The following is a 25,344-nucleotide window of genomic DNA, read 5'->3' on the forward strand; positions in this document are numbered from 1 at the left end:
ATACCTATTATAACAGATAGATAACGTTTTCACAAACTTTTTTATAATTTTCTGACAATTTCAACAAAGCTGTCTGTCTACAAAATGAGATAAAAACTACATTGAGATTAGAAATGAAAGCATTCATGAAAAGTTCTCTTAAATTGATAGAAAATGTAATATTTTTCAGTTTTATGAGCAAATATATTGTAAACGCTAACACGTAATGTTATAATGTTTTAGTAAATTAAAAATTAAGGTAGGAATTGCTCTATGAGTAAAATTGTTGTTATTGGTGCCAACCATGCTGGTACAGCTTGTATCAATACGATGTTAGACAACTTCGGAAATGAAAACGAAGTTGTGGTGTTTGACCAAAATTCAAACATTTCTTTTTTAGGATGCGGAATGGCGCTTTGGATTGGTAAGCAAATTGACGGTCCAGAAGGATTGTTCTATTCAGATAAGGAAAAACTTGAAGCAAAAGGTGCTAAAGTTTACATGGAAAGCCCTGTTTTATCAGTTGATTATGATAAAAAAGAAGTGACCGCACTTGTAAACGGTCAAGAACATCTTGAATCTTATGACAAATTGATTTTTGCGACTGGTTCACAACCAATCATTCCGCCGATTAAAGGTGTTGAAATTGTAGAAGGGAATCGCGAATTTAAAGCGACTCTGGAAAACGTTCAATTTGTAAAATTATATCAAAACTCAGCTGAAGTGATTGAAAAACTGAAAAACAATAAAGGAATCAATCGAGTTGCTGTTGTTGGAGCCGGCTACATTGGTGTTGAACTCGCAGAAGCTTTTGAACGCCTTGGAAAAGAAGTAATCTTGATTGACGTTGCAGATACTTGTCTTGCTGGTTACTACGATCGTGAATTGTCTGATTTGATGAGTAAAAACTTAGCAGATCATGGTATTAAACTTGCCTACGGTCAAACTGTGCAAGCAGTTGAAGGCGAAGGCAAAGTTGAACGTATTGTAACAGATAAAGAAACGTTTGACGTAGATATGGTCATTATGGCTGTTGGCTTCCGACCAAACACTGCCCTTGGCGCTGGCAAGATTGAACTTTTCCGTAATGGTGCATTCCTTGTTGATAAGAAACAAGAAACAAGCATCCCAGGAGTTTATGCGGTTGGTGACTGTGCAACGATTTATGACAACGCCCTTGATGAAATGAGTTATATTGCACTTGCTTCAAATGCGGTTCGTTCAGGTATTGTTGGTGCTTACAACGCAACTGGTCATGTATTAGAAAGCATTGGTGTGCAAGGCTCAAACGGTATCAACATCTACGACCTTAAAATGGTTTCAACTGGCTTGACATTGGAAAAAGCAAAATCTGCTGGCTACAATGCCGTTGAAACTGGCTTTAACGACCTTCAAAAGCCAGAATTTATCAAACACGATAACCATGAAGTAGCCATTCGTATCGTTTTTGATAAAGATACACGTGTCATCCTTGGAGCACAAATGGCTTCACATGAAGATATTTCAATGGGTATTCATCTCTTCTCACTTGCAATCCAAGAAAAAGTGACCATTGATAAACTAGCTTTGACAGATATTTTCTTCCTGCCACACTTTAACAAACCTTATAACTACATCACAATGGCAGCATTGACAGCTGAAAAATAAGGATAGGCTATTAAGTTTACAAACCAGTTTCGTATGAGGCTGGTTTGATTTTTTATTTAGAATTTCATTCTCTAAAACAAATTCTGCAAGCAATAATAAAAATTGTAAAATTATGCTAAAATAGAGAGAGAACATATTTGGGAGGCAACGATGTCTGTTCATACAGAAAAAGGAATATCAAATACCAAGAAAGAATTTGCATTTACATCTAGTTCGATTATTCTGCAAGTTTCAAGAGGAATTTTAGTCGGGATTATCGTGGGTGCAATTGTTGGTTCTTTTCGTTTTTTGATTGAAAAGGGATTTCATATCATTCAACATTTCTATCAGCAAGGTCATGATAGTATGATTTGGTTTGCTTTTATTTTGTTATTTTATGCTTGCGTGATTTGGATAAGTGCAAAGTTAACGCTCTCGGAAAAAGATATTAAAGGTTCTGGAATTCCGCAAGTAGAAGCAGAGCTGAAAGGGCTGATGACCTTATCTTGGTGGAGTGTCCTTTGGAAAAAGTATATTCTAGGTGTTTTAGCCATTGCAAGTGGCTTGATGCTAGGACGTGAGGGACCCAGTATTCAACTTGGAGCAATGGGTGGAAAGGGAATTGCCAAACATCTTCATTTAAGCCCTGTGGAAGAGCGTTCTTTGATTGCTAGTGGAGCGGCAGCAGGGCTGGCAGCAGCTTTTAATGCTCCGATTGCGGGTTTACTGTTTGTTATTGAGGAAGTCTATCATCATTTTTCACGTTTCTTTTGGGTCTCGTCTTTGGCGGCAAGTTTAACGGCGAATTTTGTTTCGCTTATAATTTTTGGAATGACACCCGTATTAAATATGCCAGATAATATTCCTCTGATGGGACTAGGGCAATACTGGCTTTATTTGTTGTTAGGAATTTTTCTTGGTTTTTCAGGATTTTTATATGAAAAAGTTGTTCTAGCCATGCCTCGTATTTATGATATGATTGGTGAAATTTTGCATCTTTCTCCGCAATATTATCCTATTATAGCCTTTATTTTCATTTTACCAGTAGGATATTTTCTTCCACAGCTTTTAGGCGGTGGCAATCAACTGGTTCTCTCTTTAACCAGTCAACACTATCTGCTATTAACATTAGTGATGTTTTTTGTTATTCGCTTTATCTGGAGTATGATTAGTTATGGTAGTGGGCTTCCTGGTGGTATTTTTCTACCCATTTTAGCTCTCGGCTCTCTTTTAGGGGCAATTGCTGGTGTCGTTTGTGTGCGATTAGGCTTTGCAACTCAAGAGCAATTTCCCATTTTTATTATTTTAGGTATGAGTGGCTACTTTGGTGCCATTTCAAAGGCTCCGCTAACTGGCATCATTTTGGTGACTGAGATGGTTGGTGATATACGAAACCTCATGCCTCTTGGTCTAGTGACTTTAGTGGCATACGTTGTAATGGATTTACTGGGTGGAGCACCTGTGTATGAGGCTATGCTAGAGCGATTGCTTCCAGATAGCATGGCAGATGATAGTGAGACAACGCTTATCGAAATTCCTGTTTCTGAGAAAATAGCCGGCAAGCAAGTGCACGAATTAGAACTACCAAAAGATATTCTAATTACCATGCAACATCACAACGGAAGAAATCAAACAGTGAATGGTAGCACGCGCCTGTATCTAGGAGATATGATTTATGTAGTCTTGAAAAAATCAGATATTGGACGCATTAAAGATTTGCTATTGTAAAAGAGGGAAACCTCTTTTTTAGAACCTAAAAGAATAACCCATAATTTCCGAACGATAAAAAATATTATACGTCATTATATTGTAATTTCTGTACCTTATGTTATAATACTAAAGGAAACGTCAGGAAAGACGTAGCGATGTGAAAGCATAGGTAGGTCATTTTTGCATACAATTTACTATTTAAGGAGAGTGACATGCTGAACGAATTTCCTATTTTTGATTATGAAGACATTCAATTGATTCCTAATAAATGTATCCTCAAAAGTCGGTCAGAAGCTGATACGACAGTTACTTTTGGAAATCACACCTTCAAACTTCCTGTTGTTCCAGCTAATATGCAAACAATTCTGGATGAAGATGTAGCAGAAAAATTGGCGAAAAGTGGCTATTTCTACATCATGCACCGTTTTGACGAAGCTGGCCGTATTCCTTTCATCAAGCGCATGCATGAGCAAGGACTGATTGCTTCCATTTCGGTTGGTGTGAAAGATTATGAATATAATTTCGTTAGCCAGTTGAAAGAAGATGCACCAGAATATATCACGATTGATATTGCGCATGGACATTCAGATAGTGTGATTGATATGATTCATCACATCAAAAGAGAACTCCCTGATACTTTCGTGATTGCAGGAAATGTCGGGACACCAGAAGCTGTTCGTGAGCTGGAAAACGCTGGAGCAGATGCAACAAAAGTTGGCATTGGACCAGGAAAAGTTTGTATCACAAAAGTAAAAACTGGCTTTGGTACAGGAGGTTGGCAATTAGCTGCTCTTCGTTGGTGTGCAAAAGCTGCACGCAAACCGATTATTGCGGACGGTGGCATTCGTACGCACGGCGACATTGCCAAATCCATTCGCTTTGGTGCTACTATGGTGATGATTGGTTCCCTATTTGCAGGTCATATCGAAAGCCCAGGTCAAACGGTCGAAGTGGATGGTGAACAATTTAAAGAGTATTATGGTTCAGCTTCAGAGTACCAAAAGGGTGCTTATAAGAATGTGGAAGGAAAGAAAATTCTTTTACCAGTTAAAGGACATTTAGCTGACACTTTAGTTGAAATGGAGCAGGACTTGCAAAGTGCTATTTCCTATGCTGGCGGAAGAGATTTAGCTGGTCTTAAGCACGTAGATTACGTCATTGTGAAAAATTCCATTTGGAATGGTGACGCTCATTAACAATAAAATAATTACTTATTTATATTACGAATTTGGCGTAATGTTTCTACAAGGCACCTAATGTCTAACAATAAGTAAGTCTTCAACTTTCCTGCTATGTTTTTTAGCAAGGAATTTTGTATTCAGTTGGTTAACCAATTGTTTTAGGCTTGCTTTTGGCAAGTCTTTTGTTTTTTCTAAAAGGAGATTTTATGAAATTATTAGAAGAACGCATCCTAAAAGACGGAAATGTTTTAGGAGAAAATATTTTAAAAGTGGATTCATTTCTGACTCACCAAGTCGATTTCAACTTGATGAAAGAAATTGGTAAAGTGTTTGCAACCTATTTTCGCTCGGCTGGTATTACAAAAGTTGTGACAATTGAGGCATCTGGAATAGCACCTGCTATCTATACAGCAGAAGCATTGGGCGTTCCGATGATTTTTGCGAAAAAATCAAAAAACATCACTATGACAGAAGGTATTTTGACGACCGAGGTCTATTCTTTTACCAAGCAAGTGACAAGTACGGTCTCAATTGCAGGGAAATTTTTAAATCATCATGATAAAGTGCTTATTGTCGATGATTTTCTAGCAAATGGGCAAGCAGCTAAAGGGCTGGTTAATATCATTGAACAATCAGGTGCCCATGTGGAAGCGATTGGCATTGTGATTGAAAAATCATTTCAAGAAGGAAGAAAGTTGCTAGAAGAAGATAGGCGAAAAGTCGTTTCTTTGGCTCGTATTCAAAAATTTGAAAATGGAAAAGTTGTATTTATGGAGGCTGATGCATAATGGAACTGAAAGAAGAAAAACACTCACAGGCGGCTGTCTTAGGTTTGCAGCACTTATTGGCAATGTACTCTGGGTCAATCCTTGTACCCATTATGATTGCTGGTGCGCTAGGTTATTCGAGCCAACAGCTGACCTATCTCATCTCCACAGATATTTTTATGTGTGGTGTGGCAACATTTTTGCAATTGCAACTCAATAAATATTTCGGAATTGGCTTGCCAGTCGTACTTGGCGTTGCTTTTCAATCGGTTGCACCTCTGATTATGATTGGTCAAAAACATGGAAGTGGAGCTATGTTTGGAGCGCTCATCGTTTCCGGTATCTACGTTCTTTTGATTGCAGGAATTTTTTCTAAAATTGCTAATTTCTTCCCACCGATTGTGACGGGCTCAGTCATTACAACCATTGGTTTGACACTTATTCCTGTTGCGATTGGCAATATGGGAAATAATAGTGAAAAGCCCACTGCACAAAGTTTGCTGTTAGCTGCTGTTACGATTTTAATTATACTGTTAGTAAATATCTTTGCGAAAGGCTTTCTTAAATCCATTTCCATTCTGATTGGCTTAATTATTGGAACGATTATTGCTAGCTTTATGGGCTTAGTAGATTTTGCGCCAGTAGCTCAAGCTCCTCTTGTGCATGTTCCGACACCGTTTTATTTTGGAATACCTAAGTTTGAACTTTCATCCATCATCATGATGTGTATTATTGCAACAGTTTCTTTGGTAGAGTCAACAGGTGTTTATTTTGCACTTTCAGATATTACAAACGAAAAGTTAGATAGCATTCGTCTGCGAAATGGTTATCGTGCAGAAGGACTTGCAGTACTTCTTGGCGGTATTTTTAACACTTTCCCTTATACAGGATTTTCACAAAATGTTGGTTTAGTCAAACTTTCTGGAATTAAAACACGTCTACCAATCTATTATGCAGCAGGATTCTTAGTCTTGTTAGGATTATTACCAAAATTCGGAGCTTTGGCACAAATTATTCCAAGTCCTGTACTCGGTGGTGCCATGCTTGTCATGTTTGGTTTTGTTTCTGTTCAGGGAATGCAAATGCTAGCACGAGTTGATTTTGAACACAATGAACATCATTTCTTGATTGCCGCTGTGTCTATTTCTGCAGGAGTCGGCTTAAATGGAAGCAATCTTTTTAACAGTTTGCCAACCGGCTTGCAAATGTTTTTCTCAAATGGAATTGTTATGGCGAGCGTCATTGCGATTGTATTGAACCTTATTTTAAATCGTGAGAAGAGATAAAGCTCGACAAGAGGCTGGGAGGATTTTCTCCTAGCTTTTTTGACTATTTTGAGCGCTTATAGTATAGTTAAGAGAGAAAGCATTGTTTGAGGAGATTGTATGTACCAAGCTCGCAATTTAAAAGAAAGAATGACCTTATTTATCTCGATTTTTTTGCCAATTTTGATTTATCAACTGGCCAATTTTTCAGCCTCGTTTGTGGATACAACCATGACAGGGCAATACCATACGTTGCATTTGGCGGGAGTTTCAATGGCGACTAGCTTATGGAGTCCGTTTTTTACTTTTTTGACTGGTATTGTCTCAGCCTTGGTTCCGATTATTGGACATCATCTAGGACAAAAACAGGAAGAAAAAATCGCTTCTGATTTTTATCAGTTTATTTATTTATCTCTCGGCTTGTCTCTTCTCTTGTTTGGGCTCGTTTTTCTAGGCGCACCGCTTGTTTTGTCCAATATTGGATTAGAACCATTAGTAGCAGAAGTCTCTATACACTACCTCTGGTATTTGGCATTTGGTATTATCCCTTTGCTTTTATTTAGTGTTGTACGCTCTTTATTAGACGCATTAGGATTGACAAGATTATCCATGTATCTTATGTTGCTCTTGCTACCGTTGAATGCCAGTTTTAACTACATTTTAATTTATGGGGCATTTGGTTTCCCAGAAATGGGCGGAGCAGGAGCGGGGCTGGGGACTTCGTTGGCTTACTGGGTGCTGTTAATCCTTTCGGTAGTAGTTGCCAAAAGACATCCTAGAATTAAAAAATATCAATTATGGAAAATTCGACCTTTGGACAAAGAAGGATTGCAGGAAGGGATTCGTCTCGGTTTTCCTATTGGCGGAACTGTCTTTGCAGAAGTTGTGATATTTTCAGTCGTAGGTTTGCTCATGGCTAAGTTTTCTTCGTTAATCATTGCCAGTCACCAATCGGCTATCAGCTTTTCCAATCTTATGTATGCTTTTCCTATGAGCATTTCTAATGCTATGGCGATTATCGTTTCTTACGAAATTGGCGCAAAGCGCCTAGACTATGTCAGAAAATATTGTGTTTTGGGAAGATTGACTGCACTTGGGTTCGCTGTTTTCACGCTGACATTTTTATATCTTTTCCGTTATCAAGTCGCTTCACTGTATGGAACCAACAAAGAATTTATACGTTTGACGTCTATTTTCTTAACTTACAGTTTATTTTTTCAATTAGCAGATACTTTTGCAGCACCACTTCAAGGGATTTTACGCGGATACAAGGATACAAAAGTTCCATTTTATTTGGGCTTGATTGGCTATTGGGGTGTGTCGTTACCAGTTGGATTACTATTGGATTACATGACAAATTTAGGTCCCTTTGCTTATTGGATTGGTTTAATTTCTAGTCTGGTTGTTAGTGGCATTTTATACCAACTTCGTCTTAATCATATTCAAAAAAAGAAATTAGCTTAAATGTTGCATCTACATCATTTATCATTCTGAATTAAAAAAAGAATCTCAGATTTTTATCCAAGATTCTTTTTTGTTATTTTGTACGCATTTCACCTTGTGGGAAATAAGTCCCTTCTGGCATGTCGTTTATGATGACATGAACAGCAGATTGTGGCGCACCAGTATTTTTTACGACAGCGGCAGTAACTTCTTTTGCAAGAGCTTTCTTTTGTTCTAACGTGCGTCCTTCAAATAAATCAATTCTGACAAATGGCATAGTGTTTCTCCTTTTTATCTTTGATATTTTTATTTTATCATAAATTAGGTTTTAAAGCGTGTCAGAATATGGTAAAATAAGAAGTATTAAAAATTGGAGAATTTGAAACGAATTAAAGAAAATGGCTCAGTTGTATTATAAATATGGCACGATGAATTCGGGCAAAACAATCGAAATTTTAAAAGTAGCACACAACTACGAAGAACAAGGCAAAGGTGTTGTCATTATGACGAGCGCACTTGATACACGTGACGGTTTCGGCGTTGTTTCTAGTCGTATTGGCATGAAGCGAAAAGCAGTTGCAATAGCAGAAGATACTGATATTTTCCGCTTTATTCAAGAAATGCCTGAAAAGCCTTATTGCGTATTGATTGATGAAGCGCAGTTTCTTTCTCGTCATCATGTCTATGACTTAGCGAGGGTAGTTGACGAATTAAACGTACCAGTTATGGCTTTTGGTTTGAAAAATGATTTTCGCAATGAGTTATTTGAAGGCTCGAAATATCTCCTGCTTCTAGCAGATAAAATTGATGAGATTAAAACGATTTGTCAGTTTTGCTCCAAAAAAGCAACCATGGTATTAAGAACAACGAATGGTAAGCCGGTCTATGAAGGGGAGCAGATTCAAATCGGTGGGAATGAAACATATATTCCTGTCTGTCGGAAGCATTATTTTAAGCCAGAAATTGACGAAATGAAGAGTTAAGGAGAAGTGTAGCAAACGATGAATATTTATGAACAACTACAAGCCGTTGAAGATCGTTACGAAGAGCTGGGGGAACTTCTGAGTGACCCAGATGTTGTCAGTGACACCAAGCGTTTTATGGAATTGTCCAAAGAAGAAGCAAGTACACGCGATACGGTAGCAACTTATCGTGAATATAAAAGGGTGCTCCAAAACATCACAGATGCCGAGGAAATGATTAAAGACGCTTCTGGCGATGCTGATTTGGAAGAAATGGCAAAGCAAGAGCTCAAAGATGCAAAAGCTGAAAAAGAAGAATACGAGGAAAAATTGAAAATTCTTCTCTTACCAAAAGATCCAAATGATGATAAAAACATCATCTTAGAAATCCGTGGTGCAGCAGGAGGTGATGAAGCCTCGCTCTTTGCCGGTGATCTTCTGACAATGTATCAAAAATACGCTGAATCGCAAGGATGGAAATTTGAGGTTATGGAAGCCTCCATGAATGGAGTCGGTGGCTTCAAAGAAGTAGTAGCGATGGTTTCTGGTCAATCCGTGTATTCCAAATTAAAATACGAATCAGGTGCTCATCGCGTACAACGTGTCCCAGTAACAGAAAGTCAAGGACGAGTTCACACTTCGACAGCCACAGTCTTAGTCATGCCTGAAGTTGAAGAAGTGGAATACGATATTGATCCAAAAGATCTTCGGATTGACATTTATCACGCTTCTGGTGCTGGCGGTCAGAATGTCAACAAAGTTGCAACAGCCGTTCGGATTGTTCACTTGCCGACAAATATCAAGGTTGAAATGCAGGAAGAACGAACGCAGCAAAAGAATCGTGACAAAGCTATGAAGATCATCCGTGCGCGTGTAGCGGATTATTTTGCGCAAATTGCGCAAGACGAGCAAGATGCCGAGCGGAAATCAACTATTGGTACTGGAGACCGATCGGAGCGGATTCGTACCTATAATTTTCCACAAAATCGTGTGACAGATCACCGTATCGGTTTAACGCTGCAAAAGCTAGATACGATTTTAGCTGGGAAATTAGATGAAATCGTGGACGCCTTGGTATTGTATGACCAAACACAAAAACTAGAAGAATTGAATAAATAATGAAATTAGCTCAAATTCTTTCTGAAATGGAAAAACAGCTTGAAGCAGTCGGTGAAGAAGCTGAAAGCCTCTCCTTTACTTTTCAAGTTTTGAGAAACTTATCTTTTACCCAATTTGTGTTGAAAATGCAGGCAGAAGCAACAGAAGATGATATAGAATTACTGAAAAAGATTCAATCTCAATTATTAGTTCATAGACCTGCCCAATACATTATTGGAAATGCAGAATTTCATGGACATTCGTTCAAAGTAGATGAACGAGTGCTAATTCCTCGACCAGAAACCGAGGAATTGGTCAACCTTATCTTGTCTGAAAATCAAAATAGCAGTCTGAAAGTTTTGGATATTGGCACTGGAAGTGGAGCAATTGCTCTCTCTTTGGCTACCGAGCGTGCGAATTGGCAGGTCACGGCTTCCGACGTTTCCCAAGATGCTCTGGATTTGGCGCAAGAAAATGCAGAAGAAATTGATGTAGCGATTGATTTTGTTCAGTCTGATTGTTTTCAGGCAATTACAGGAAAGTATGATATTATTGTATCCAATCCGCCCTATATTTCAGAGACGGACAGAGAAGAAGTAGGACTAAATGTCCTTGCTTCAGAACCTCATCTTGCTCTTTTTGCTGAAGAAGATGGGTATGCTGTTTATCGAAAAATTGCTGAGAACGCCAAAAAACATTTGACAGAAAAAGGTAAAATCTATCTCGAAATTGGCTACAAACAAGGGGAACATGTAAAAGAACTATTTCAGTCTGCATTTCCAAAAATGAGAATTCGCGTTTTGCAAGATCAATTCGGAAAAGATAGAATGGTAGTGGTAGATAATGGATAAAATTGAAGAAATGCTGAGCAGCGGAGGAGCAGTCGTGCTGCCAACGGAGACTGTATATGGTTTATTTTGTAAGGCACTGGATGAACAGGCTGTCAGTCATGTCTATGACTTAAAAGGCAGACCTCGCGAAAAGGCCTTGAATTTAAATGTTTCAAGCTTAGAAGAAATTTATCAATTTTCCAAACATCAGCCTCAGTATTTAAAAAAGCTCTATCAAGCCTTTCTACCCGGTCCTTTGACCATTATTTTACAAGCTAATGAACAAGTTCCCATTTGGGTAAATTCAGGTATGAAAACAATTGGTTTTCGTGTCCCTAGTCATCCTAAAACATTGGACTTGATTAGAAAATTTGGACCTCTCATTGGTCCGTCCGCAAATTTATCTGGAAAGAGTAGCGGAGTAAACTTCCAGCAAATTATGACCGATTTCAATCACGAAGTTCTTGGTATAGAAGATGATGCTTTTCTAACAGGACAGGATTCAACTATTTTGGATTTATCTGGTGAAACAGCACATATTCTACGCCAAGGTGCTGTCACTTGCGAAGAAATTCTCGCTAAAATTCCAGAAATTCACTTCTAAACCTTGACTAAATAGGTTTTAGCCCCGCTTTAAGAGAAGGGAGACTCTTATGATTTTTGACCATAAAGACTATAAAGAATATGACGCTGAGCTTTGGGAAGCCATTGCTGCAGAAGAAAAACGTCAGCAAAACAATATTGAATTGATTGCTTCAGAAAATGTTGTTTCAAAAGCTGTTATGGCAGCACAAGGTTCTATTTTAACCAATAAATATGCCGAAGGTTATCCAGGCCGTCGCTATTATGGTGGTACGGACGTTGTGGATGTGATTGAAACTTTAGCGATTGAACGTGCTAAAGAAATCTTTGGAGCAAAATTTGCTAATGTTCAACCCCACTCAGGCAGTCAGGCGAATTGTGCGGCTTATATGGCCTTAATTGAGCCAGGCGACACAGTAATGGGAATGGATCTTGCAGCAGGCGGACATTTGACACATGGCGCAGCTGTTAGCTTCTCTGGAAAAACCTATAACTTTGTGCCTTATAATGTCGATCCTGAAACGGAACTTTTAGATTTTGATGCTATTTTGGCGCAGGCTAAAGAAGTCAAACCTAAATTGATTGTTGCAGGTGCTTCTGCCTATTCTCATATTATTGATTTTGCTAAATTCCGTGAAATTGCAGATACTGTCGGAGCCAAACTCATGGTAGACATGGCTCATATTGCAGGTTTAGTTGCCGCTGGTTTGCATCCAAGTCCAGTACCGTATGCACATATTACGACAACTACTACTCATAAAACCCTTCGAGGACCTCGTGGTGGCTTAATTTTGACCAATGATGAAGAGTTAGCGAAAAAGATCAATTCCGCAATCTTCCCAGGAATTCAAGGAGGACCACTAGAGCATGTCGTAGCAGCTAAAGCAGCTGCTTTCAAAGAAGTATTGGATTCAGATTTCAAAGTTTATGCTCAGCAGATTTTAGATAATGCTAAGGCAATGGTTCAAGTATTCCAACAACATGGTAATTTTCGTGTCATTTCAGGCGGTACGGAGAATCATCTTTTCCTTGTGGATGTGACCAAAGTCGTTGAAAATGGAAAAGTCGCTCAGAACCTTTTGGATGATGTCCATATCACTCTCAACAAAAACTCTATCCCTTATGAAACCTTATCTCCATTTAAAACAAGTGGCATTCGTATTGGAACTGCAGCTATTGCAGCTCGTGGTTTTGGGGTAGCTGAAAGTACTAAAGTAGCAGAATTGATTATTAAAACTTTAGAAAATGCAGAGAATGAAGCTGTTTTACAGCAAGTCCGTGCAGAAGTTAAAGAATTGACCGATGCCTTTCCACTATATGAGGACTGAAATGGACATTTACGTAAAAAAAGCTATTATTCATCAATTTAGTCCGTCAGACACCGACCTTCTTTTAGCAGATAAATATCTCAATATTACTCCTAAGATCGAAGAATATCTTCGCGAGAAGATTGAACGTGTCTATTCAGATGAGGCCAAAACAGGTATTTTTACCGAAGATAATGTCTTTTTATCACATATGACAAAAGACCTTTTAGAAACCTCTGTCAGTATTGCCAATCTCTGGAAAGAGGAGTTTTCGGTGAGCGAAAATCAGAAAACCAATGATTTGATTTTTGTTCAATTTGATAAGGAAGGCGTGGAGCATTTTGCTTTTTTGCGGATTGCTCTGCGAGAAACACTCACTCACTTGGGTGGAGAAGTAGACAATCCTATCAAGATTACCCAGAACAATTTGCCGGGATTTGGTACAGGTGCCGATGAAGCATTGGTTATCGATCTTCAATCACGTAAATACCATTTGATTGAAAAACGAATTAAATACAATGGTGCTTTTCTCAATTATTTTTCTGATAATCTGTTACAAGTCAGTCCTAAAATTTCTCCTAAAAAATCTATCAAAGCCTTAGAAAAAACGGCTCAAAAAGTTGCAGAGAGCTTTCATCAGGATGATTTTCAATTTCAATCCAAGGTTAAATCGTCTATTTTCAAAAATTTAGAAGAAAATGATGAATTATCACCGGAAAAATTAGCAGATGACTTGTTTGATAACAATCTGACAGCTCGTTTGACTTTTATTGATCAGGTTAAGGAAACAATTCCGGAAACAGTTAAATTTGATGAAATTGATAGTAGTCGTCAGAAGAAAAAATTTGAAAACCAAAAGTTCTCTCTTTCAAATGGAATTGAGCTTATTGTCCCCAATAACATCTATCAAGATGCGGAATCCGTAGAATTCATACAAAACGAGAATGGAACCTATTCCATTCTCATCAAAAACATAGAAGATATCCAAAGTAAATAATGTTTAAAATTCTTAGAAAATTGATCCTTCTCATTCTTTTAATTTTTGTTGCTTACAAGTTGGTTCAAGTTCATCATGATGTCAAACAGGTGATGACCTACCGTAGCTTAGTGAGAGAAGTGCTAGACGAGCGAGATACTGCAGCCAATGAGGAACTAGTCCTTGCTATGATTTATACTGAAACAAAGGGAAAAGTTTCTGATGTCATGCAATCTAGTGAAAGTGCAACGGGTCAGAAAAACTCTATTTTAGATAATAAAGAAAGTATTCGACAAGGAGTTCAGACTTTATCCACCAATTTAAATCTAGCGCAAAAAAAGAAAGTAGATGTTTGGACCGCTGTACAAGCCTATAACTTTGGTCGCTCCTATATTGACTACATTGCAAAACACGGTGGCGAAAATACTCTTGATTTGGCAAAAAAATACTCCAAAAATGTTGTCGCACCAAGTTTAGGAAATGTGACCGGCAAAACCTATTCTTATTACCACCCCATCGCCCTCCTACATGGCTCTAAACTCTATATCAATGGTGGAAATTATTATTACTCCCGACAAGTCCAGATGAATATGCACATCATGAAAGTGATGAATTGGTTTTAATAAATCAGAAGGTTAGAGAGCTTTGTTTTCTAACCTTTTTAGATTAGTATTAGTAATAGAAAAAGCAAAAAGATTGTTTTTTCTAAATATTTAAAATATTTCATATTTCTACTTTTATTTTTAAAACGAGAGTGCTATAATAATCACGTAGAATTCTATAATAATTAAAAAGGAAGGTTTTGAGAATATGAATTTTTCAGGTAAAACAGCAATTGTTACCGGTGGTGCAAACGGAATTGGCAAAGAAGTAGTTCGCGGTATTGTTGAAGGTGGTGGTAATGTTATTATTGCCGACATCAATCAAGAAGCGGCTGAACGAGTAATTGCCGAATTTGGAGCAGAACACACGAGCTTTACTTATATGGATTTAGGAAATCACGAATCTATTGTAGAAGCAATGAACAAAATAATCGCAACAGCTGGTAAAATTGATATCTTAGTCAATTGTGCTGGTGTTATTAGCGCGAAACCATTTGAACAATTAACTTACGACGAATGGGAACGCACCATTCGTATTAACCTCTCTGGTTGTTTTTCAACTATTAGTACCATTTTCCCACATTTTATTGAACAAAAAGGGGGAAGAATTGTTAATGTTTCCTCAGTAGCTGCAAAATTAGGCGGTGGTTTGCTTGGAACAGCTGCTTATGCGTCTTCTAAAGCTGGTTTGAACGGTCTTACAAAAGCAGTGGCAAAAGAAGGAGGTAAATATGGCATTGCATGTAATGCGGTTTGTCCTTCTTTTACACGAACGGACATGACTACTGTATTGTCAGAAGACCCTGAAAAGAGTCAGCGTGTCATCAACATGATTCCACTTGGACGTCGTGCAGAACCTGTTGAAATTGCTCAAATGATTCTTTTCTTTGCTAGTGACTTAGCCAGCTTCGTGTCTGGAGAAATCGGTGATTGTGATGGCGGTATTACGCTGGATGGTTAATTTTTTATCGAAAAGATGTATGGCATTCAAGCCTTGTTAAATAAAAACAAGGCTTGAATATATAGAGGAGATATGATTATGAAAATTTTTAATAAGAAAATTAAGATTCCTGGTGATACAATTATTGTTCCCATGTTTATCGGCTGTGTGATAAATACATTTTTCCCTCAAGTGTTGAAAATTGGAGGTTTTACAACCGCTATAGTTCAGGGAGCCGGTCCACTCGTTGGAGCTTTTCTATTCTTTATAGGAGGAACAATCTCGTTAAAGAACACTCCAAAAGCTGTTGGACGTGGAGCGGCTATTATCACATCTAAGATTATTGTTTCAGTTGTTTTAGGTTTGTTGGTAGCAAAAGTCTTCAATGACAATTTTTTAGGTTTAAGTGCTTTGGCGATTATTGGAGCTATGTCTGTCGCTAATAACGCTATGTATGCTGGAATTGTAGAAGTTTACGGAAATGAAATTGATGCAGGCGCTGTTGGTATTACTACTTTAAGTGTTGGACCGATGGTGACAATGGCAGCTCTCAGTAGTGCTGGTCTTGCTAACATTTCTATTTGGAGTTTAGTAGGAACTATTTTACCACTTGTTTTAGGGATTGCATTAGGAAATGCTTTTCCATATATGAAAAAAGTTCTATCAAATGGTGTGACAGCAATTATTATCATTGTTGGATTCTGTTTAGGAGCCAATATGAGCTTTATGCAAATTATTCAAGGTGGTTTACCAGGTATCATACTTGGAGTCATTACAACCTTAGTTGGAGGCTTCTTTGCTATTTTTGCAGATAAAGCCACAGGTGGATCAGGAATTGCTGGTGCAGCTATTTCAAGTACAGCAGCTAGTGCCATAGCTACACCAGCAGCTTTATCGGCTGTAGATGCTTCCTTTAAAGCTGTTGAAGCTACAGCTACCACCCAAATAACAGCATCTGTTATTGTAACAGCTATTTTAACACCAATCTTGACAGCTTGGGTAGCTAAACGCGTGGATACTTCAGAACAAGCGAAAACAATGAATTGATTTTAAAAGTTTACTTGTTGTTTGATGATAACATTTAATGGTTTATTAAAGGGGAGTTTTTGGGACTTTCCTTTTTTACTATTCAACAAATTGCCTTAAATCCAAAACGTCATTTCAAACAAATCAATTGTCATTTAGATTGTTGCATGTTATACTTAAAAATATATCTCGTAGAAAGAAATGCTAAACATGATGAAGAAAATAGCCCTAATTATAGGAATTTTAACAATTTTGATTGCTATTTCTACTTTTTTATTTTACCGTGTCAATGCTGAAGGGAAATTAGACAGACAGAAGTATGTGCAATCAACTACTCCAACCCTATTCTTTCATGGTTATGGGAGTAGTGCCAATGCTGAGCGGCACATGACGGATGCAGCAAAAAAAGCAGGAGTAACGAAAACAGTTATTCGAGCAAATGTTGATAGAAATGGTGCAGTTACGTTGGGGGGAGACATTCCCAAAGGCGCTATCAATCCAATCGTAGAAGTGAACTATGAGGATAACCGCAATCCAAATAAGGTCAGCCAATATGCAAAAGCAGTGGTTACTAAACTGCAGCAAACCTATGGCTTTAAGAAAATGAATATGGTAGGTCATTCTTTAGGGAATATGTCGATTTTGTATTATCTTCTAGATCATGGGCAAGATGAGAAATTACCACAATTACAAAAGCAAGTCAATATTGCTAATTTTGCCGCCGGTTTAGAAGCTATGGGCTTACCAGCTGATGTAAAAGTAGATAAAACGACAGGGAAACCAAATCAAGTCACACAAACTTTCCAAAGATTATTGCCATTACGTGAAGTTTTTCCACAAAATCAAATTGACGTTTTGAATATCTACGGTGATTACAAAAATGGCTCAGATGGTTCCGTTTTAAATGCTTCATCTCGCAGCTTGAAATACTTGGTTGCCGATAATGCAAAATCTTATCAAGAAAAGAAAATCATAGGTAAATTAGCACAACATAGCCAATTACATGAAAATCCAGAAGTAGATAAAATACTAATTCAATTTTTGTGGGGAAAATAAGCTGATAAATTTAAAAGCCAAACTTCTTATTTCTTGAGGTTTGGCTTTTTTGTTTTTATTCCCACTCAACCGTTGCTGGTGGTTTGCTGGTGATATCGTAGACAATGCGGTTGACATGGTCTACTTCATTGACGATACGAACAGAGATTTTTTGTAGTACTTCCCAAGGGACTTTAGCAAAATCTGCTGTCATTCCATCAATAGAAGTAATAGCACGAATAGCAATGGTATAATCATAAGTTCGACCATCACCCATAACACCTACTGAACGAACACCAGTATTCACAGTGAAGTATTGCCAGATATCACGATCGAGTCCAGCTTTCACGATTTCTTCACGGAGAATGGCGTCGGATTCACGTACAGTTGTGAGTTTTTCTTCTGTAATTTCACCCATAATGCGAATAGCAAGTCCTGGACCTGGGAATGGCTGACGCCAAACGATTTCATCCGGCATACCAAGTTCTGTACCAAGTGCACGAACTTCGTCTTTATAAAGTGTATTGAGTGGTTCAATCAGTTTGAACTGCATGTCTTCGGGAAGTCCACCGACGTTATGGTGCGATTTGATTGTTTGGGCAGTATCAGTACCAGACTCAATCACATCAGTATAAAGTGTTCCTTGTGCGAGGAATTTTACATCTTTCAGTTTGCTGGCTTCATCATCAAAGACATAGACAAATTCATTGCCGATGATTTTACGCTTTTGCTCTGGATCAGAAACACCAGCTAATTTATCAAGGAAACGTTTAGCAGCGTCTGCTTTGATGATATTAAGACCGAATTTCCCGCCAAGAGAATCCATGACTTGATCTGCTTCGCCCTTACGGAGCAATCCATGATCTACAAAGATACAGATAAGCTGGTCTCCGATAGCTTTTTGAAGGAGAACGCCAACAACTGATGAATCAACGCCGCCCGAGAGCCCAAGAAGAACACGTTTATCGCCAACCGTTTCTCGAATTCGCTTGATTTGCATTTCAATAAAGTTATCCATTGACCAGTCGCCTTTGGCACCACAAATATTCAAAGCAAAATTGCGTAGAATGTCATACCCATAAACAGAATGACGTACTTCAGGGTGGAATTGGATACCATAGATTTTCTTAGCTGGATTTTCAATAGCTGCAAATGGACAGTCAGCAGAAGTTCCAGTTCGTACGAATCCTTGAGGAATTTCGGTAACAGCATCTCCGTGACTCATAAGAACGATTTGTTTTTCAGGAGTGCTTGCAAAAAGCTGTGAATCAGTATGAATAAGCTCTGATTGCCCATACTCACGGTTTCCGGCATTTCCAGCAGGTACAACTTTCCCACCTAATTTGTGAGTCAAAAGCTGCATTCCATAACAAATCCCTAGAATTGGAATACCCAATTCTAAAATTTCAGGGTCAAGATCAAATGAGCCTTCTTCATAGACAGAATTTGGTCCACCAGACAGGATAATTCCGACCGGATTTATCTCACGAACTTCAGCGGCTGTGATTTTATTGCTTTTTAGCTCAGAAAAAACACCAATCTCCCGAATACGGCGTGAGATGAGCTGATTATATTGGCTGCCATAATCCAATACAATGATTCTTTCAATATCTTGCAATTCAGTTGTAGTTGCCATTTCTTTCCTTTCTCAAATGAAACTTCTTTGTTTATTCTAACACAAAATAGAGACTTTTTCCAATAACATTAAGTAGCGATTGACTTTTATTTCAATTGATAATACAATGAAGAGAGGAAACCATTCTTGAAAGGGGTTACTATGCTTCCAGCCTATATTAAAATTCACGATCAAATAAAAAAAGAAATTGACGAGGAAATTTGGAAAATCGGGCAACGTCTGCCAAGTGAGCGCGATTTAGCTGAACAATTTGAGGTTAGCCGCATGACACTTCGTCAGGCAATCACTCTTTTAGTCGAAGAAGGAGTGCTAGAGCGCCGTATGGGTAGCGGTACATTTGTAGCCAGTACGCGAGTTCAGGAAAAGATGCGCGGCACAACCAGCTTTACAGAAATCATCAAATCCCAGGGCAAGACACCTTCAAGTCAATTGATTTCTTACCGTCGAACACTGCCAAGTAAAGAAGAGGTCGAAAAATTAGGAATTGAAAAGACGGAAAATGTTGTCCGAATGGAGCGGGTACGGTATGCAGATAATATTCCCGTAGTTTACGAAGTCGCTTCCATTCCAGAAAAATTCATCAAAAACTTTAATAAAGAAGAAATTACGAAGCATTTTTTTCAAACCTTACAAGAACATGGCTATAAAATCGGAAAATCTCAACAGACCATTTATGCTCGTCTTGCCAAAGAAAAGATTGCACATTATCTAGAAATCCCTAGAGGACATGCTATTCTTGGTTTAACACAGATTTCTTATTTTGACAACGGCACCGCTTTTGAATATGTTAAAAGTCAATATGTCGGCGAACGATTTGAATTTTATTTGGAAAACAATTGATTCACTTTTCATAATTTTATATATGTAAACACTCTTGCTAATTTAAGAGTGTTTTTTAGTGAGTAAAACTCTTCGCTAGTAGAGTTTATCTGTATTTTTTGATATAATATTTCTTATGGAAATTGAAAAAACCAATCGAATGAATGCTCTTTTTGAGTTTTATGCAGCGCTTTTAACAGATAAACAAATGAATTATATCGAGCTTTACTATGCGGATGATTATAGTCTAGCTGAGATTGCTGAAGAATTTCAAGTTAGTCGTCAGGCTGTTTATGACAATATCAAACGAACAGAAAAGATTCTCGAAGACTACGAAATGAAACTGCACATGTATTCAGATTATATCGTCAGAAGTCAGATTTTTGATCAAATAATGGAAAAGTATGCAGATGACACCTATTTACAAGAGCAAATTTCGATTTTATCCAGTATTGACAATCGAGAATAGTGAATTGTCGACTCAAAAATACCAAAAATCAATAACCAATACATAGAAATTAACTAGGAGAAATAAAATTTATGGCATTTGAAAGTTTAACTGAACGTTTACAGAATGTTTTTAAAAATCTGCGTCGCAAGGGCAAAATTTCAGAGAGTGATGTTCAAGAAGCGACCAAAGAGATTCGTTTGGCACTCTTGGAAGCCGATGTAGCTTTGCCAGTTGTTAAAGACTTTATCAAGAAAGTTCGTGAGCGTGCTGTCGGACATGAAGTTATTGATACGTTAAATCCTGCTCAACAAATCATCAAGATTGTTGATGAAGAATTGACCGCTGTATTAGGCTCTGATACGGCAGAAATTATCAAATCTCCAAAAATCCCGACTATTATCATGATGGTCGGTCTTCAAGGTGCTGGTAAGACTACGTTTGCCGGAAAGTTGGCTAATAAACTCAAGAAGGAAGAAGGCGCTCGTCCTTTAATGATAGCTGCTGATATTTATCGTCCGGCGGCCATTGACCAGCTTACAACTCTCGGTCAGCAAATCGATGTACCAGTCTTTTCACTAGGCACAGAAGTACCAGCAGTAGAGATTGTTCGTCAAGGTCTGGAGCAAGCCAAGGCTAATCACAATGACTATGTGCTGATTGATACAGCTGGTCGCCTGCAGATCGATGAAAAGCTCATGAATGAGCTGCGCGATGTCAAAGCACTGGCTCAACCAAATGAAATCCTCTTGGTTGTAGATGCTATGATTGGTCAAGAAGCCGCCAATGTAGCTCGCGAATTCAACGCTCAGTTGGAAGTGACTGGGGTTATTCTGACTAAGATTGATGGCGATACACGTGGCGGTGCAGCTTTATCTGTCCGTCAAATTACTGGTAAACCAATCAAGTTCACTGGTACTGGTGAAAAGATTACCGATATTGAAACTTTCCACCCAGATCGGATGTCTAGCCGTATTTTGGGCATGGGAGATATGTTGACCTTGATTGAAAAAGCTTCTCAGGAGTATGATGAGCAAAAATCGCTTGAGATGGCTGAAAAAATGCGAGAAAACACCTTTGATTTCAACGATTTCATTGACCAGCTGGATCAAGTACAAAATATGGGACCAATGGAAGATTTGTTAAAGATGATTCCTGGCATGGCTAACAATCCTGCTATGAAGAATTTTAAGGTAGATGAAAACGAAATCGCCCGCAAACGTGCCATTGTTTCATCTATGACACCTACCGAACGGGAAAATCCTGACCTCCTTAATCCAAGTCGTCGCCGTCGGATTGCTGCAGGTTCTGGTAATAGCTTTGTCGAAGTCAACAAATTTATCAAAGACTTTAACCAAGCGAAACAAGTCATGCAAGGTGTCATGTCTGGCGATATGAATAAGATGATGAAGCAAATGGGTCTCAATCCTAACAATTTACCGAAAAATATGCCAAATATGAACGGTATGGATATGTCAGCCCTTCAAAATATGGACATGTCCGCTTTAGGAGGAGCTGGGAATCCTGATATGAGCCAGATGTTTGGTGGCGGCCTTAAAGGAAAAATCGGCGAATTTGCAACCAAACAAGCCATGAAACGTATGGCAAATAAAATGAAAAAAGCTAAGAAAAAACGGAAATAAACAAACGCAAAAAACAAGTCGCTTAATTTAAAGGAACGGCTTGTTTTTTTGTATATTTGTATAATTTTGTAATCACTGAATAGAGATATTGTATAAAACTTCCTCTAACATCTTTCCGAAAAACTGTAATTTTCTTGAAAAAAATATAGGAGTGTGCTATACTTCTATTATAGAAAATGATGGAGAATATCTTAGTGAAACGCGAAATACTATTAGAAAGAATTGAAAAACTAAAGGCCATCATGCCTTGGTACGTTTTGGAATACTATCAATCTAAATTGACTGTTCCATACAGTTTTACAACCTTATATGAATACCTCAAAGAATATGATCGTTTTTTTCATTGGATTTTAGACTCTGGAATTGCTGATGTGTCACAGATTGCAGAAATTCCTCTGCCAGTATTGGAAAATATGACTAAAAAAGACATGGAAGCGTTTATTCTTTACTTACGGGAGCGTCCATTGCTTAATGCTAATACTACGAAAAACGGAGTATCGCAAACCACCATTAATCGCACCCTTTCTGCTCTCTCTAGCCTTTATAAATATTTAACTGAAGAGGTGGAAAACGAGAATGGGGAACCTTATTTCTATCGTAATGTCATGAAAAAAGTGTCTACTAAGAAAAAGAGAGAGACTTTGGCTGCGCGCGCTGAAAACATCAAACAAAAACTATTTTTGGGTGAAGAAACTGAACAATTTTTGAATTATATTGATGAAGAATATCCTAAAAAGTTATCAAATCGTGCTCTCTCCTCTTTTGACAAAAATAAAGAGAGAGATTTAGCCATCATAGCACTGCTTCTTGCGTCTGGCATTCGTCTATCCGAGGCAGTAAATCTTGATTTGAAAGATCTGAACCTCAAAATGATGGTCATCGAAGTTACTCGTAAGGGCGGAAAAAGAGATTCTGTCAATGTTGCAGCTTTTGCCAAAGCTTATTTGGAAAGGTACCTGGAGGTTCGCTCTAAACGTTATAAAGCTGAAAAATCAGACACTGCCCTCTTTTTGACAGAATATAGAGGTGTTCCTAATCGGATTGATGCTTCTAGTGTAGAAAAGATGGTTGCTAAGTATTCTGAAGATTTTAAAGTTCGAGTGACACCTCATAAACTCCGCCATACGCTGGCTACTCGACTTTATGATGCTACCAAATCTCAAGTTTTGGTCAGTCATCAGCTAGGACATGCCAGTACTCAAGTTACAGACCTCTACACCCATATTGTTAATGACGAACAAAAAAATGCATTGGATAATTTATAAAATAAAAAGTTTGCATAATTTAAGGTATGCAAACTTTTTATTTGAATTGAGCTAAATGCTGCTAGTTTGTGCCCATGCTCATAGTTTCTGGTAGGGTACTACCGCCGTCAATGACAATTTGAGATCCTGTAAGATAGGAGGATTCGTCACTACCTAAAAAGGCAAAGAGTTCCCCTACTTCTTGCGGTTTAGCTAATCTTTTCATTGGGACAGCGGTCGCAATATCTTGAATAGGAACTTCTGGATGTTCTGGGTTGGATTCCAAGGCCATTTTTTCGACCATCGGTGTCCGAGCATAGCCTAGCTGGCTGCAGTTAACCCGGATATTGCGATCGGCATATTCTACTGCCAAGGCCTTGGTTAAGCCGACCAGAGCTGCCTTGGTCATCGCGTAAGCTGCTTCTCCAGCATCAGCAACCAAATCGCCTGTTACAGATGATGCGATGACGATAGCGCCTGCTCTCTGTTTCAACATGGGCTTGATGGTTGCCTGACAAGTGTTCCAAACGCCCTTGATATTGACATTAATATGTTGATCCCGTATCTGGTCTGCCATTTCTTCAAAGGGCGCCAGCTTGCAGATACCAGCATTACAGCAGGCAATATCAAGATGCCCAAAGGCTTGGATAGTCTGAGAGACAGCCGCTTCCAAATCTTCTAGACGACTGACATCACCGATATAGCTGATAATATCTATTTGGTAGCTGTCACGAAGTTCTTGAGCAGTTGCTTCTACTTGAGGGTCTCGATCGAAAAGGCAGAGCTTGGCGCCATATTTGGCATAGACTGAGGCAATGCCCTGACCCAGACCGACAGCAGCTCCAGTAATCAAAGCAACTTTTCCATCTAATTTAGCCATAGTAACCATCCTTTCTAAAACGAAGACGTTTAACAGATTTTTGTGACATTTTATGATGTATTTCTAACTTTAGTCTAGTACTTTTCTAGTTGCTTGTCAATATAATAATGAAGGAAAACCTCGCATTTGCTATGATGTTTCGTCCTCTTTATAAAAATTCTATCCAATAATTTCTGTAGGGTTCGATAATAAGGAACTTGCTCCAAAGCGGATATTCTCCAAGCGATTATTGGCTGTGGTGTATCCCAGAAGCATCTGAACATCCTGATAACCAGCTTCTTCAAACAATTGAAAAAACATCCTTAGTTAAATAAACGTAAGGATGTTTTTATTTTGTTATAGTCTTGTGATTTAGCCGACCACTGCTTCTGCGATTTCTTCTTGGCTAATTCCAGCGAAATAGCGAAAAATATCCAGGTTTTCAAGAGCATTTAAAACATCTTCTCTTTCATATTTAACACCCTTGAGGACTTCTTCTACTGCTGCTACATCTTCGATTCCAAAGAAATCTCCGTAAATTTTGATGTTTTCGATTTTTGACTGAACAACATTGGCAAAGATTTCCACTTTACCGCTAGTAAATTTGGTACTACGATGAACATTGTACTCTGGCGATTTGCCATAATTCCAATCCCAAGTAGCAAATTTAGTTGCCTTGATATGGTTGATTTCATCTAGTTCGTCATCGGAGAAGACATATTCTGTCATTTCTGGATATTCTTTCTTCATATAGTCTAGCAGGAGGTCGCGAAATTGCTCGACAGTAATCTTTTCAGGCAATTCATCAACGATATTGGTTACACGAGCGCGAACAGATTTGACTCCTTTGGACTCAAACTTATCTTTGGAAACTTTTAAGGCATTCGCCAAGACAGATAACTCTACGTCAAACAGCAAGCAACCGTGATGCATGATTCGACCATTAATATAAGCCTGAGCATTGCCACAGAATTTTTTTCCGTCAATTTCCAAATCGTTGCGCCCTGTAAATTCTGCTTTTACACCTAATTCTTCCAAAGTCTTGATGACCGGAATAGAGAAGCTCTTAAAATCAAAGGCTTTGTTCTCAGTTTCTTTGGAAATGATGGTGTAGTTGAGATTGTTATAGTCATGATAGACAGCTCCGCCTCCACTGATACGACGAACAACCTCAATGCCATGCTCTCGGACATAGTCACGATTGATTTCTTCAATGGTATTCTGATGACGTCCGACAATGATAGACGGTTTATTGATCCAAAGTAAGAAAATCATATCTTCATCAAGGAGATGCTTGAAAGCATACTCCTCAAGAGCAATGTTGAAAGCTGTATCGTTACTATTATTGATAATGTATTTCATAGTG

Annotated in this window: 25 protein-coding genes and 1 riboswitch; of the genes, 20 read left to right on the top strand and 5 right to left on the bottom strand. The window is 38.3% G+C overall.

Going from position 1 to position 25,344, the window contains the following annotated elements:
- Positions 1–252 precede the first annotated feature (252 nt).
- From nox to EL087_RS04375, 6 genes are all read left to right on the top strand, one after another.
- The gene (gene nox / locus EL087_RS04350; protein WP_126407051.1) at positions 253–1,626 is read left to right on the top strand and encodes a H2O-forming NADH oxidase; all 1,374 of its coding nucleotides are present in this window, start codon (positions 253–255) and stop codon (positions 1,624–1,626) included.
- A gap of 150 nt (positions 1,627–1,776) precedes the next feature.
- Positions 1,777–3,333: a ClC family H(+)/Cl(-) exchange transporter gene (locus tag EL087_RS04355; protein ID WP_126407053.1), complete on the top strand. Its 1,557-nt coding sequence runs from the start codon at positions 1,777–1,779 to the stop codon at positions 3,331–3,333.
- 194 nt (positions 3,334–3,527) lie between these two features.
- Positions 3,528–4,511 (top strand): GMP reductase, encoded by a 984-nt coding sequence (guaC, locus tag EL087_RS04360; protein ID WP_126407055.1) that lies wholly within the window; start codon positions 3,528–3,530, stop codon positions 4,509–4,511.
- A riboswitch (purine riboswitch) is annotated at positions 4,507–4,602 on the top strand. It overlaps the preceding gene by 5 nt.
- 100 nt (positions 4,603–4,702) lie before the next feature.
- Positions 4,703–5,284 carry a xanthine phosphoribosyltransferase gene (locus EL087_RS04365; RefSeq protein ID WP_003031369.1) on the top strand — a complete coding sequence of 194 codons (582 nt, stop codon included), beginning with the start codon at positions 4,703–4,705 and terminating at the stop codon, positions 5,282–5,284.
- Positions 5,284–6,549 carry a nucleobase:cation symporter-2 family protein gene (locus EL087_RS04370; protein WP_126407057.1) on the top strand — a complete coding sequence of 422 codons (1,266 nt, stop codon included), beginning with the start codon at positions 5,284–5,286 and terminating at the stop codon, positions 6,547–6,549. Before EL087_RS04365 ends, EL087_RS04370 begins: the two co-directional genes overlap by 1 nt.
- 99 nt (positions 6,550–6,648) lie before the next feature.
- Entirely contained in the window at positions 6,649–7,992 is a 1,344-nt protein-coding gene (locus EL087_RS04375; RefSeq protein ID WP_126407059.1) for an MATE family efflux transporter, read from the top strand.
- A 73-nt stretch (positions 7,993–8,065) separates the two neighbouring features.
- Here EL087_RS04375 and EL087_RS04380 read toward each other — a convergent pair whose 3' ends face one another.
- Positions 8,066–8,266 (bottom strand): 4-oxalocrotonate tautomerase, encoded by a 201-nt coding sequence (locus tag EL087_RS04380; protein ID WP_224785091.1) that lies wholly within the window; start codon positions 8,264–8,266, stop codon positions 8,066–8,068.
- A gap of 103 nt (positions 8,267–8,369) precedes the next feature.
- Here EL087_RS04380 and EL087_RS04385 point away from each other — a divergent pair, with 103 nt between their 5' ends.
- From EL087_RS04385 to EL087_RS04430, 10 genes are all read left to right on the top strand, one after another.
- Positions 8,370–8,954, top strand: coding sequence for a thymidine kinase (locus EL087_RS04385; RefSeq protein WP_126407061.1), 585 nt, complete (start codon positions 8,370–8,372; stop codon positions 8,952–8,954).
- Between the two features lie 18 nt (positions 8,955–8,972).
- Positions 8,973–10,052: a peptide chain release factor 1 gene (gene prfA, locus EL087_RS04390; protein WP_126407063.1), complete on the top strand. Its 1,080-nt coding sequence runs from the start codon at positions 8,973–8,975 to the stop codon at positions 10,050–10,052.
- Positions 10,052–10,882: a peptide chain release factor N(5)-glutamine methyltransferase gene (gene prmC / locus EL087_RS04395; protein ID WP_126407065.1), complete on the top strand. Its 831-nt coding sequence runs from the start codon at positions 10,052–10,054 to the stop codon at positions 10,880–10,882. The genes prfA and prmC overlap by 1 nt, the downstream gene beginning before the upstream one ends.
- Positions 10,875–11,465 carry an L-threonylcarbamoyladenylate synthase gene (locus EL087_RS04400; protein WP_126407068.1) on the top strand — a complete coding sequence of 197 codons (591 nt, stop codon included), beginning with the start codon at positions 10,875–10,877 and terminating at the stop codon, positions 11,463–11,465. The genes prmC and EL087_RS04400 overlap by 8 nt, the downstream gene beginning before the upstream one ends.
- Positions 11,466–11,514: 49 nt before the next feature.
- Entirely contained in the window at positions 11,515–12,771 is a 1,257-nt protein-coding gene (gene glyA / locus EL087_RS04405; RefSeq protein ID WP_126407070.1) for a serine hydroxymethyltransferase, read from the top strand.
- Position 12,772: 1 nt separating this feature from the next.
- A complete protein-coding gene (locus EL087_RS04410; protein WP_126407072.1) occupies positions 12,773–13,747 on the top strand; it encodes a nucleoid-associated protein in 975 nt (324 codons plus the stop codon).
- Positions 13,747–14,349: a lysozyme family protein gene (locus EL087_RS04415; protein WP_126407074.1), complete on the top strand. Its 603-nt coding sequence runs from the start codon at positions 13,747–13,749 to the stop codon at positions 14,347–14,349. Before EL087_RS04410 ends, EL087_RS04415 begins: the two co-directional genes overlap by 1 nt.
- A 187-nt stretch (positions 14,350–14,536) precedes the next feature.
- A complete protein-coding gene (locus EL087_RS04420; protein ID WP_003042925.1) occupies positions 14,537–15,289 on the top strand; it encodes an SDR family NAD(P)-dependent oxidoreductase in 753 nt (250 codons plus the stop codon).
- 78 nt (positions 15,290–15,367) lie between these two features.
- Positions 15,368–16,315, top strand: a complete 948-nt coding sequence (locus EL087_RS04425; protein ID WP_126407076.1) for a 2-keto-3-deoxygluconate permease — start codon at positions 15,368–15,370, stop codon at positions 16,313–16,315.
- 189 nt (positions 16,316–16,504) lie between these two features.
- Entirely contained in the window at positions 16,505–17,350 is an 846-nt protein-coding gene (locus EL087_RS04430) for an alpha/beta hydrolase (protein ID WP_126407078.1), read from the top strand.
- Positions 17,351–17,405: 55 nt separating this feature from the next.
- Here EL087_RS04430 and guaA read toward each other — a convergent pair whose 3' ends face one another.
- Complete coding sequence (gene guaA / locus EL087_RS04435; protein ID WP_126407080.1) at positions 17,406–18,965, bottom strand: glutamine-hydrolyzing GMP synthase; 1,560 nt, start codon at positions 18,963–18,965, stop codon at positions 17,406–17,408.
- A gap of 141 nt (positions 18,966–19,106) precedes the next feature.
- On the opposite strand from guaA, the gene EL087_RS04440 reads away from it, so the two are divergent.
- From EL087_RS04440 to xerS, 4 genes are all read left to right on the top strand, one after another.
- A complete protein-coding gene (locus EL087_RS04440; RefSeq protein ID WP_022525842.1) occupies positions 19,107–19,805 on the top strand; it encodes a GntR family transcriptional regulator in 699 nt (232 codons plus the stop codon).
- Positions 19,806–19,920: 115 nt separating this feature from the next.
- On the top strand, positions 19,921–20,253 hold the full coding sequence (locus EL087_RS04445) for a putative DNA-binding protein (protein WP_003024506.1): 333 nt from the start codon (positions 19,921–19,923) through the stop codon (positions 20,251–20,253).
- A 71-nt stretch (positions 20,254–20,324) separates the two neighbouring features.
- Complete coding sequence (ffh, locus tag EL087_RS04450; RefSeq protein WP_022525125.1) at positions 20,325–21,875, top strand: signal recognition particle protein; 1,551 nt, start codon at positions 20,325–20,327, stop codon at positions 21,873–21,875.
- Between the two features lie 194 nt (positions 21,876–22,069).
- Complete coding sequence (xerS, locus tag EL087_RS04455; protein WP_126407082.1) at positions 22,070–23,140, top strand: tyrosine recombinase XerS; 1,071 nt, start codon at positions 22,070–22,072, stop codon at positions 23,138–23,140.
- Between the two features lie 61 nt (positions 23,141–23,201).
- Here the strand turns inward: xerS and ucpA are convergent, their stop codons facing one another.
- The 3 genes from ucpA to EL087_RS04465 all read right to left on the bottom strand — a co-directional run bounded on the left by ucpA (position 23,202) and on the right by EL087_RS04465 (position 25,340).
- Complete coding sequence (gene ucpA / locus EL087_RS04460; RefSeq protein WP_126407084.1) at positions 23,202–23,999, bottom strand: SDR family oxidoreductase UcpA; 798 nt, start codon at positions 23,997–23,999, stop codon at positions 23,202–23,204.
- Positions 24,000–24,158: 159 nt separating this feature from the next.
- Positions 24,159–24,299 (bottom strand): hypothetical protein, encoded by a 141-nt coding sequence (locus EL087_RS09240; protein WP_164558121.1) that lies wholly within the window; start codon positions 24,297–24,299, stop codon positions 24,159–24,161.
- A gap of 51 nt (positions 24,300–24,350) precedes the next feature.
- Positions 24,351–25,340, bottom strand: a complete 990-nt coding sequence (locus EL087_RS04465) for a lipoate--protein ligase (RefSeq protein ID WP_126407086.1) — start codon at positions 25,338–25,340, stop codon at positions 24,351–24,353.
- Positions 25,341–25,344: the final 4 nt, after the last annotated feature.

It is taken from the genome of Streptococcus milleri, from assembly GCF_900636525.1.
In the GTDB taxonomy this organism is placed as follows: domain Bacteria; phylum Bacillota; class Bacilli; order Lactobacillales; family Streptococcaceae; genus Streptococcus; species Streptococcus hominis.

Excerpts from the sequence above, each read along its gene's own strand:
- nox (WP_126407051.1), top strand. The coding sequence starts at position 253 with ATGAGTAAAATTGTTGTTATTGGTGCCAACCATGCTGGTACAGCTTGT.
- EL087_RS04355 (WP_126407053.1), top strand. The coding sequence starts at position 1,777 with ATGTCTGTTCATACAGAAAAAGGAATATCAAATACCAAGAAAGAATTT.
- guaC (WP_126407055.1), top strand. The coding sequence starts at position 3,528 with ATGCTGAACGAATTTCCTATTTTTGATTATGAAGACATTCAATTGATT.
- EL087_RS04365 (WP_003031369.1), top strand. The coding sequence starts at position 4,703 with ATGAAATTATTAGAAGAACGCATCCTAAAAGACGGAAATGTTTTAGGA.
- EL087_RS04370 (WP_126407057.1), top strand. The coding sequence starts at position 5,284 with ATGGAACTGAAAGAAGAAAAACACTCACAGGCGGCTGTCTTAGGTTTG.
- EL087_RS04375 (WP_126407059.1), top strand. The coding sequence starts at position 6,649 with ATGTACCAAGCTCGCAATTTAAAAGAAAGAATGACCTTATTTATCTCG.
- EL087_RS04385 (WP_126407061.1), top strand. The coding sequence starts at position 8,370 with ATGGCTCAGTTGTATTATAAATATGGCACGATGAATTCGGGCAAAACA.
- prfA (WP_126407063.1), top strand. The coding sequence starts at position 8,973 with ATGAATATTTATGAACAACTACAAGCCGTTGAAGATCGTTACGAAGAG.
- prmC (WP_126407065.1), top strand. The coding sequence starts at position 10,052 with ATGAAATTAGCTCAAATTCTTTCTGAAATGGAAAAACAGCTTGAAGCA.
- EL087_RS04400 (WP_126407068.1), top strand. The coding sequence starts at position 10,875 with ATGGATAAAATTGAAGAAATGCTGAGCAGCGGAGGAGCAGTCGTGCTG.
- glyA (WP_126407070.1), top strand. The coding sequence starts at position 11,515 with ATGATTTTTGACCATAAAGACTATAAAGAATATGACGCTGAGCTTTGG.
- EL087_RS04410 (WP_126407072.1), top strand. The coding sequence starts at position 12,773 with ATGGACATTTACGTAAAAAAAGCTATTATTCATCAATTTAGTCCGTCA.
- EL087_RS04415 (WP_126407074.1), top strand. The coding sequence starts at position 13,747 with ATGTTTAAAATTCTTAGAAAATTGATCCTTCTCATTCTTTTAATTTTT.
- EL087_RS04420 (WP_003042925.1), top strand. The coding sequence starts at position 14,537 with ATGAATTTTTCAGGTAAAACAGCAATTGTTACCGGTGGTGCAAACGGA.
- EL087_RS04425 (WP_126407076.1), top strand. The coding sequence starts at position 15,368 with ATGAAAATTTTTAATAAGAAAATTAAGATTCCTGGTGATACAATTATT.
- EL087_RS04430 (WP_126407078.1), top strand. The coding sequence starts at position 16,505 with ATGATGAAGAAAATAGCCCTAATTATAGGAATTTTAACAATTTTGATT.
- guaA (WP_126407080.1), bottom strand. The coding sequence starts at position 18,965 with ATGGCAACTACAACTGAATTGCAAGATATTGAAAGAATCATTGTATTG.
- EL087_RS04440 (WP_022525842.1), top strand. The coding sequence starts at position 19,107 with ATGCTTCCAGCCTATATTAAAATTCACGATCAAATAAAAAAAGAAATT.
- EL087_RS04445 (WP_003024506.1), top strand. The coding sequence starts at position 19,921 with ATGGAAATTGAAAAAACCAATCGAATGAATGCTCTTTTTGAGTTTTAT.
- ffh (WP_022525125.1), top strand. The coding sequence starts at position 20,325 with ATGGCATTTGAAAGTTTAACTGAACGTTTACAGAATGTTTTTAAAAAT.
- ucpA (WP_126407084.1), bottom strand. The coding sequence starts at position 23,999 with ATGGCTAAATTAGATGGAAAAGTTGCTTTGATTACTGGAGCTGCTGTC.
- EL087_RS09240 (WP_164558121.1), bottom strand. The coding sequence starts at position 24,299 with ATGTTTTTTCAATTGTTTGAAGAAGCTGGTTATCAGGATGTTCAGATG.
- EL087_RS04465 (WP_126407086.1), bottom strand. The coding sequence starts at position 25,340 with ATGAAATACATTATCAATAATAGTAACGATACAGCTTTCAACATTGCT.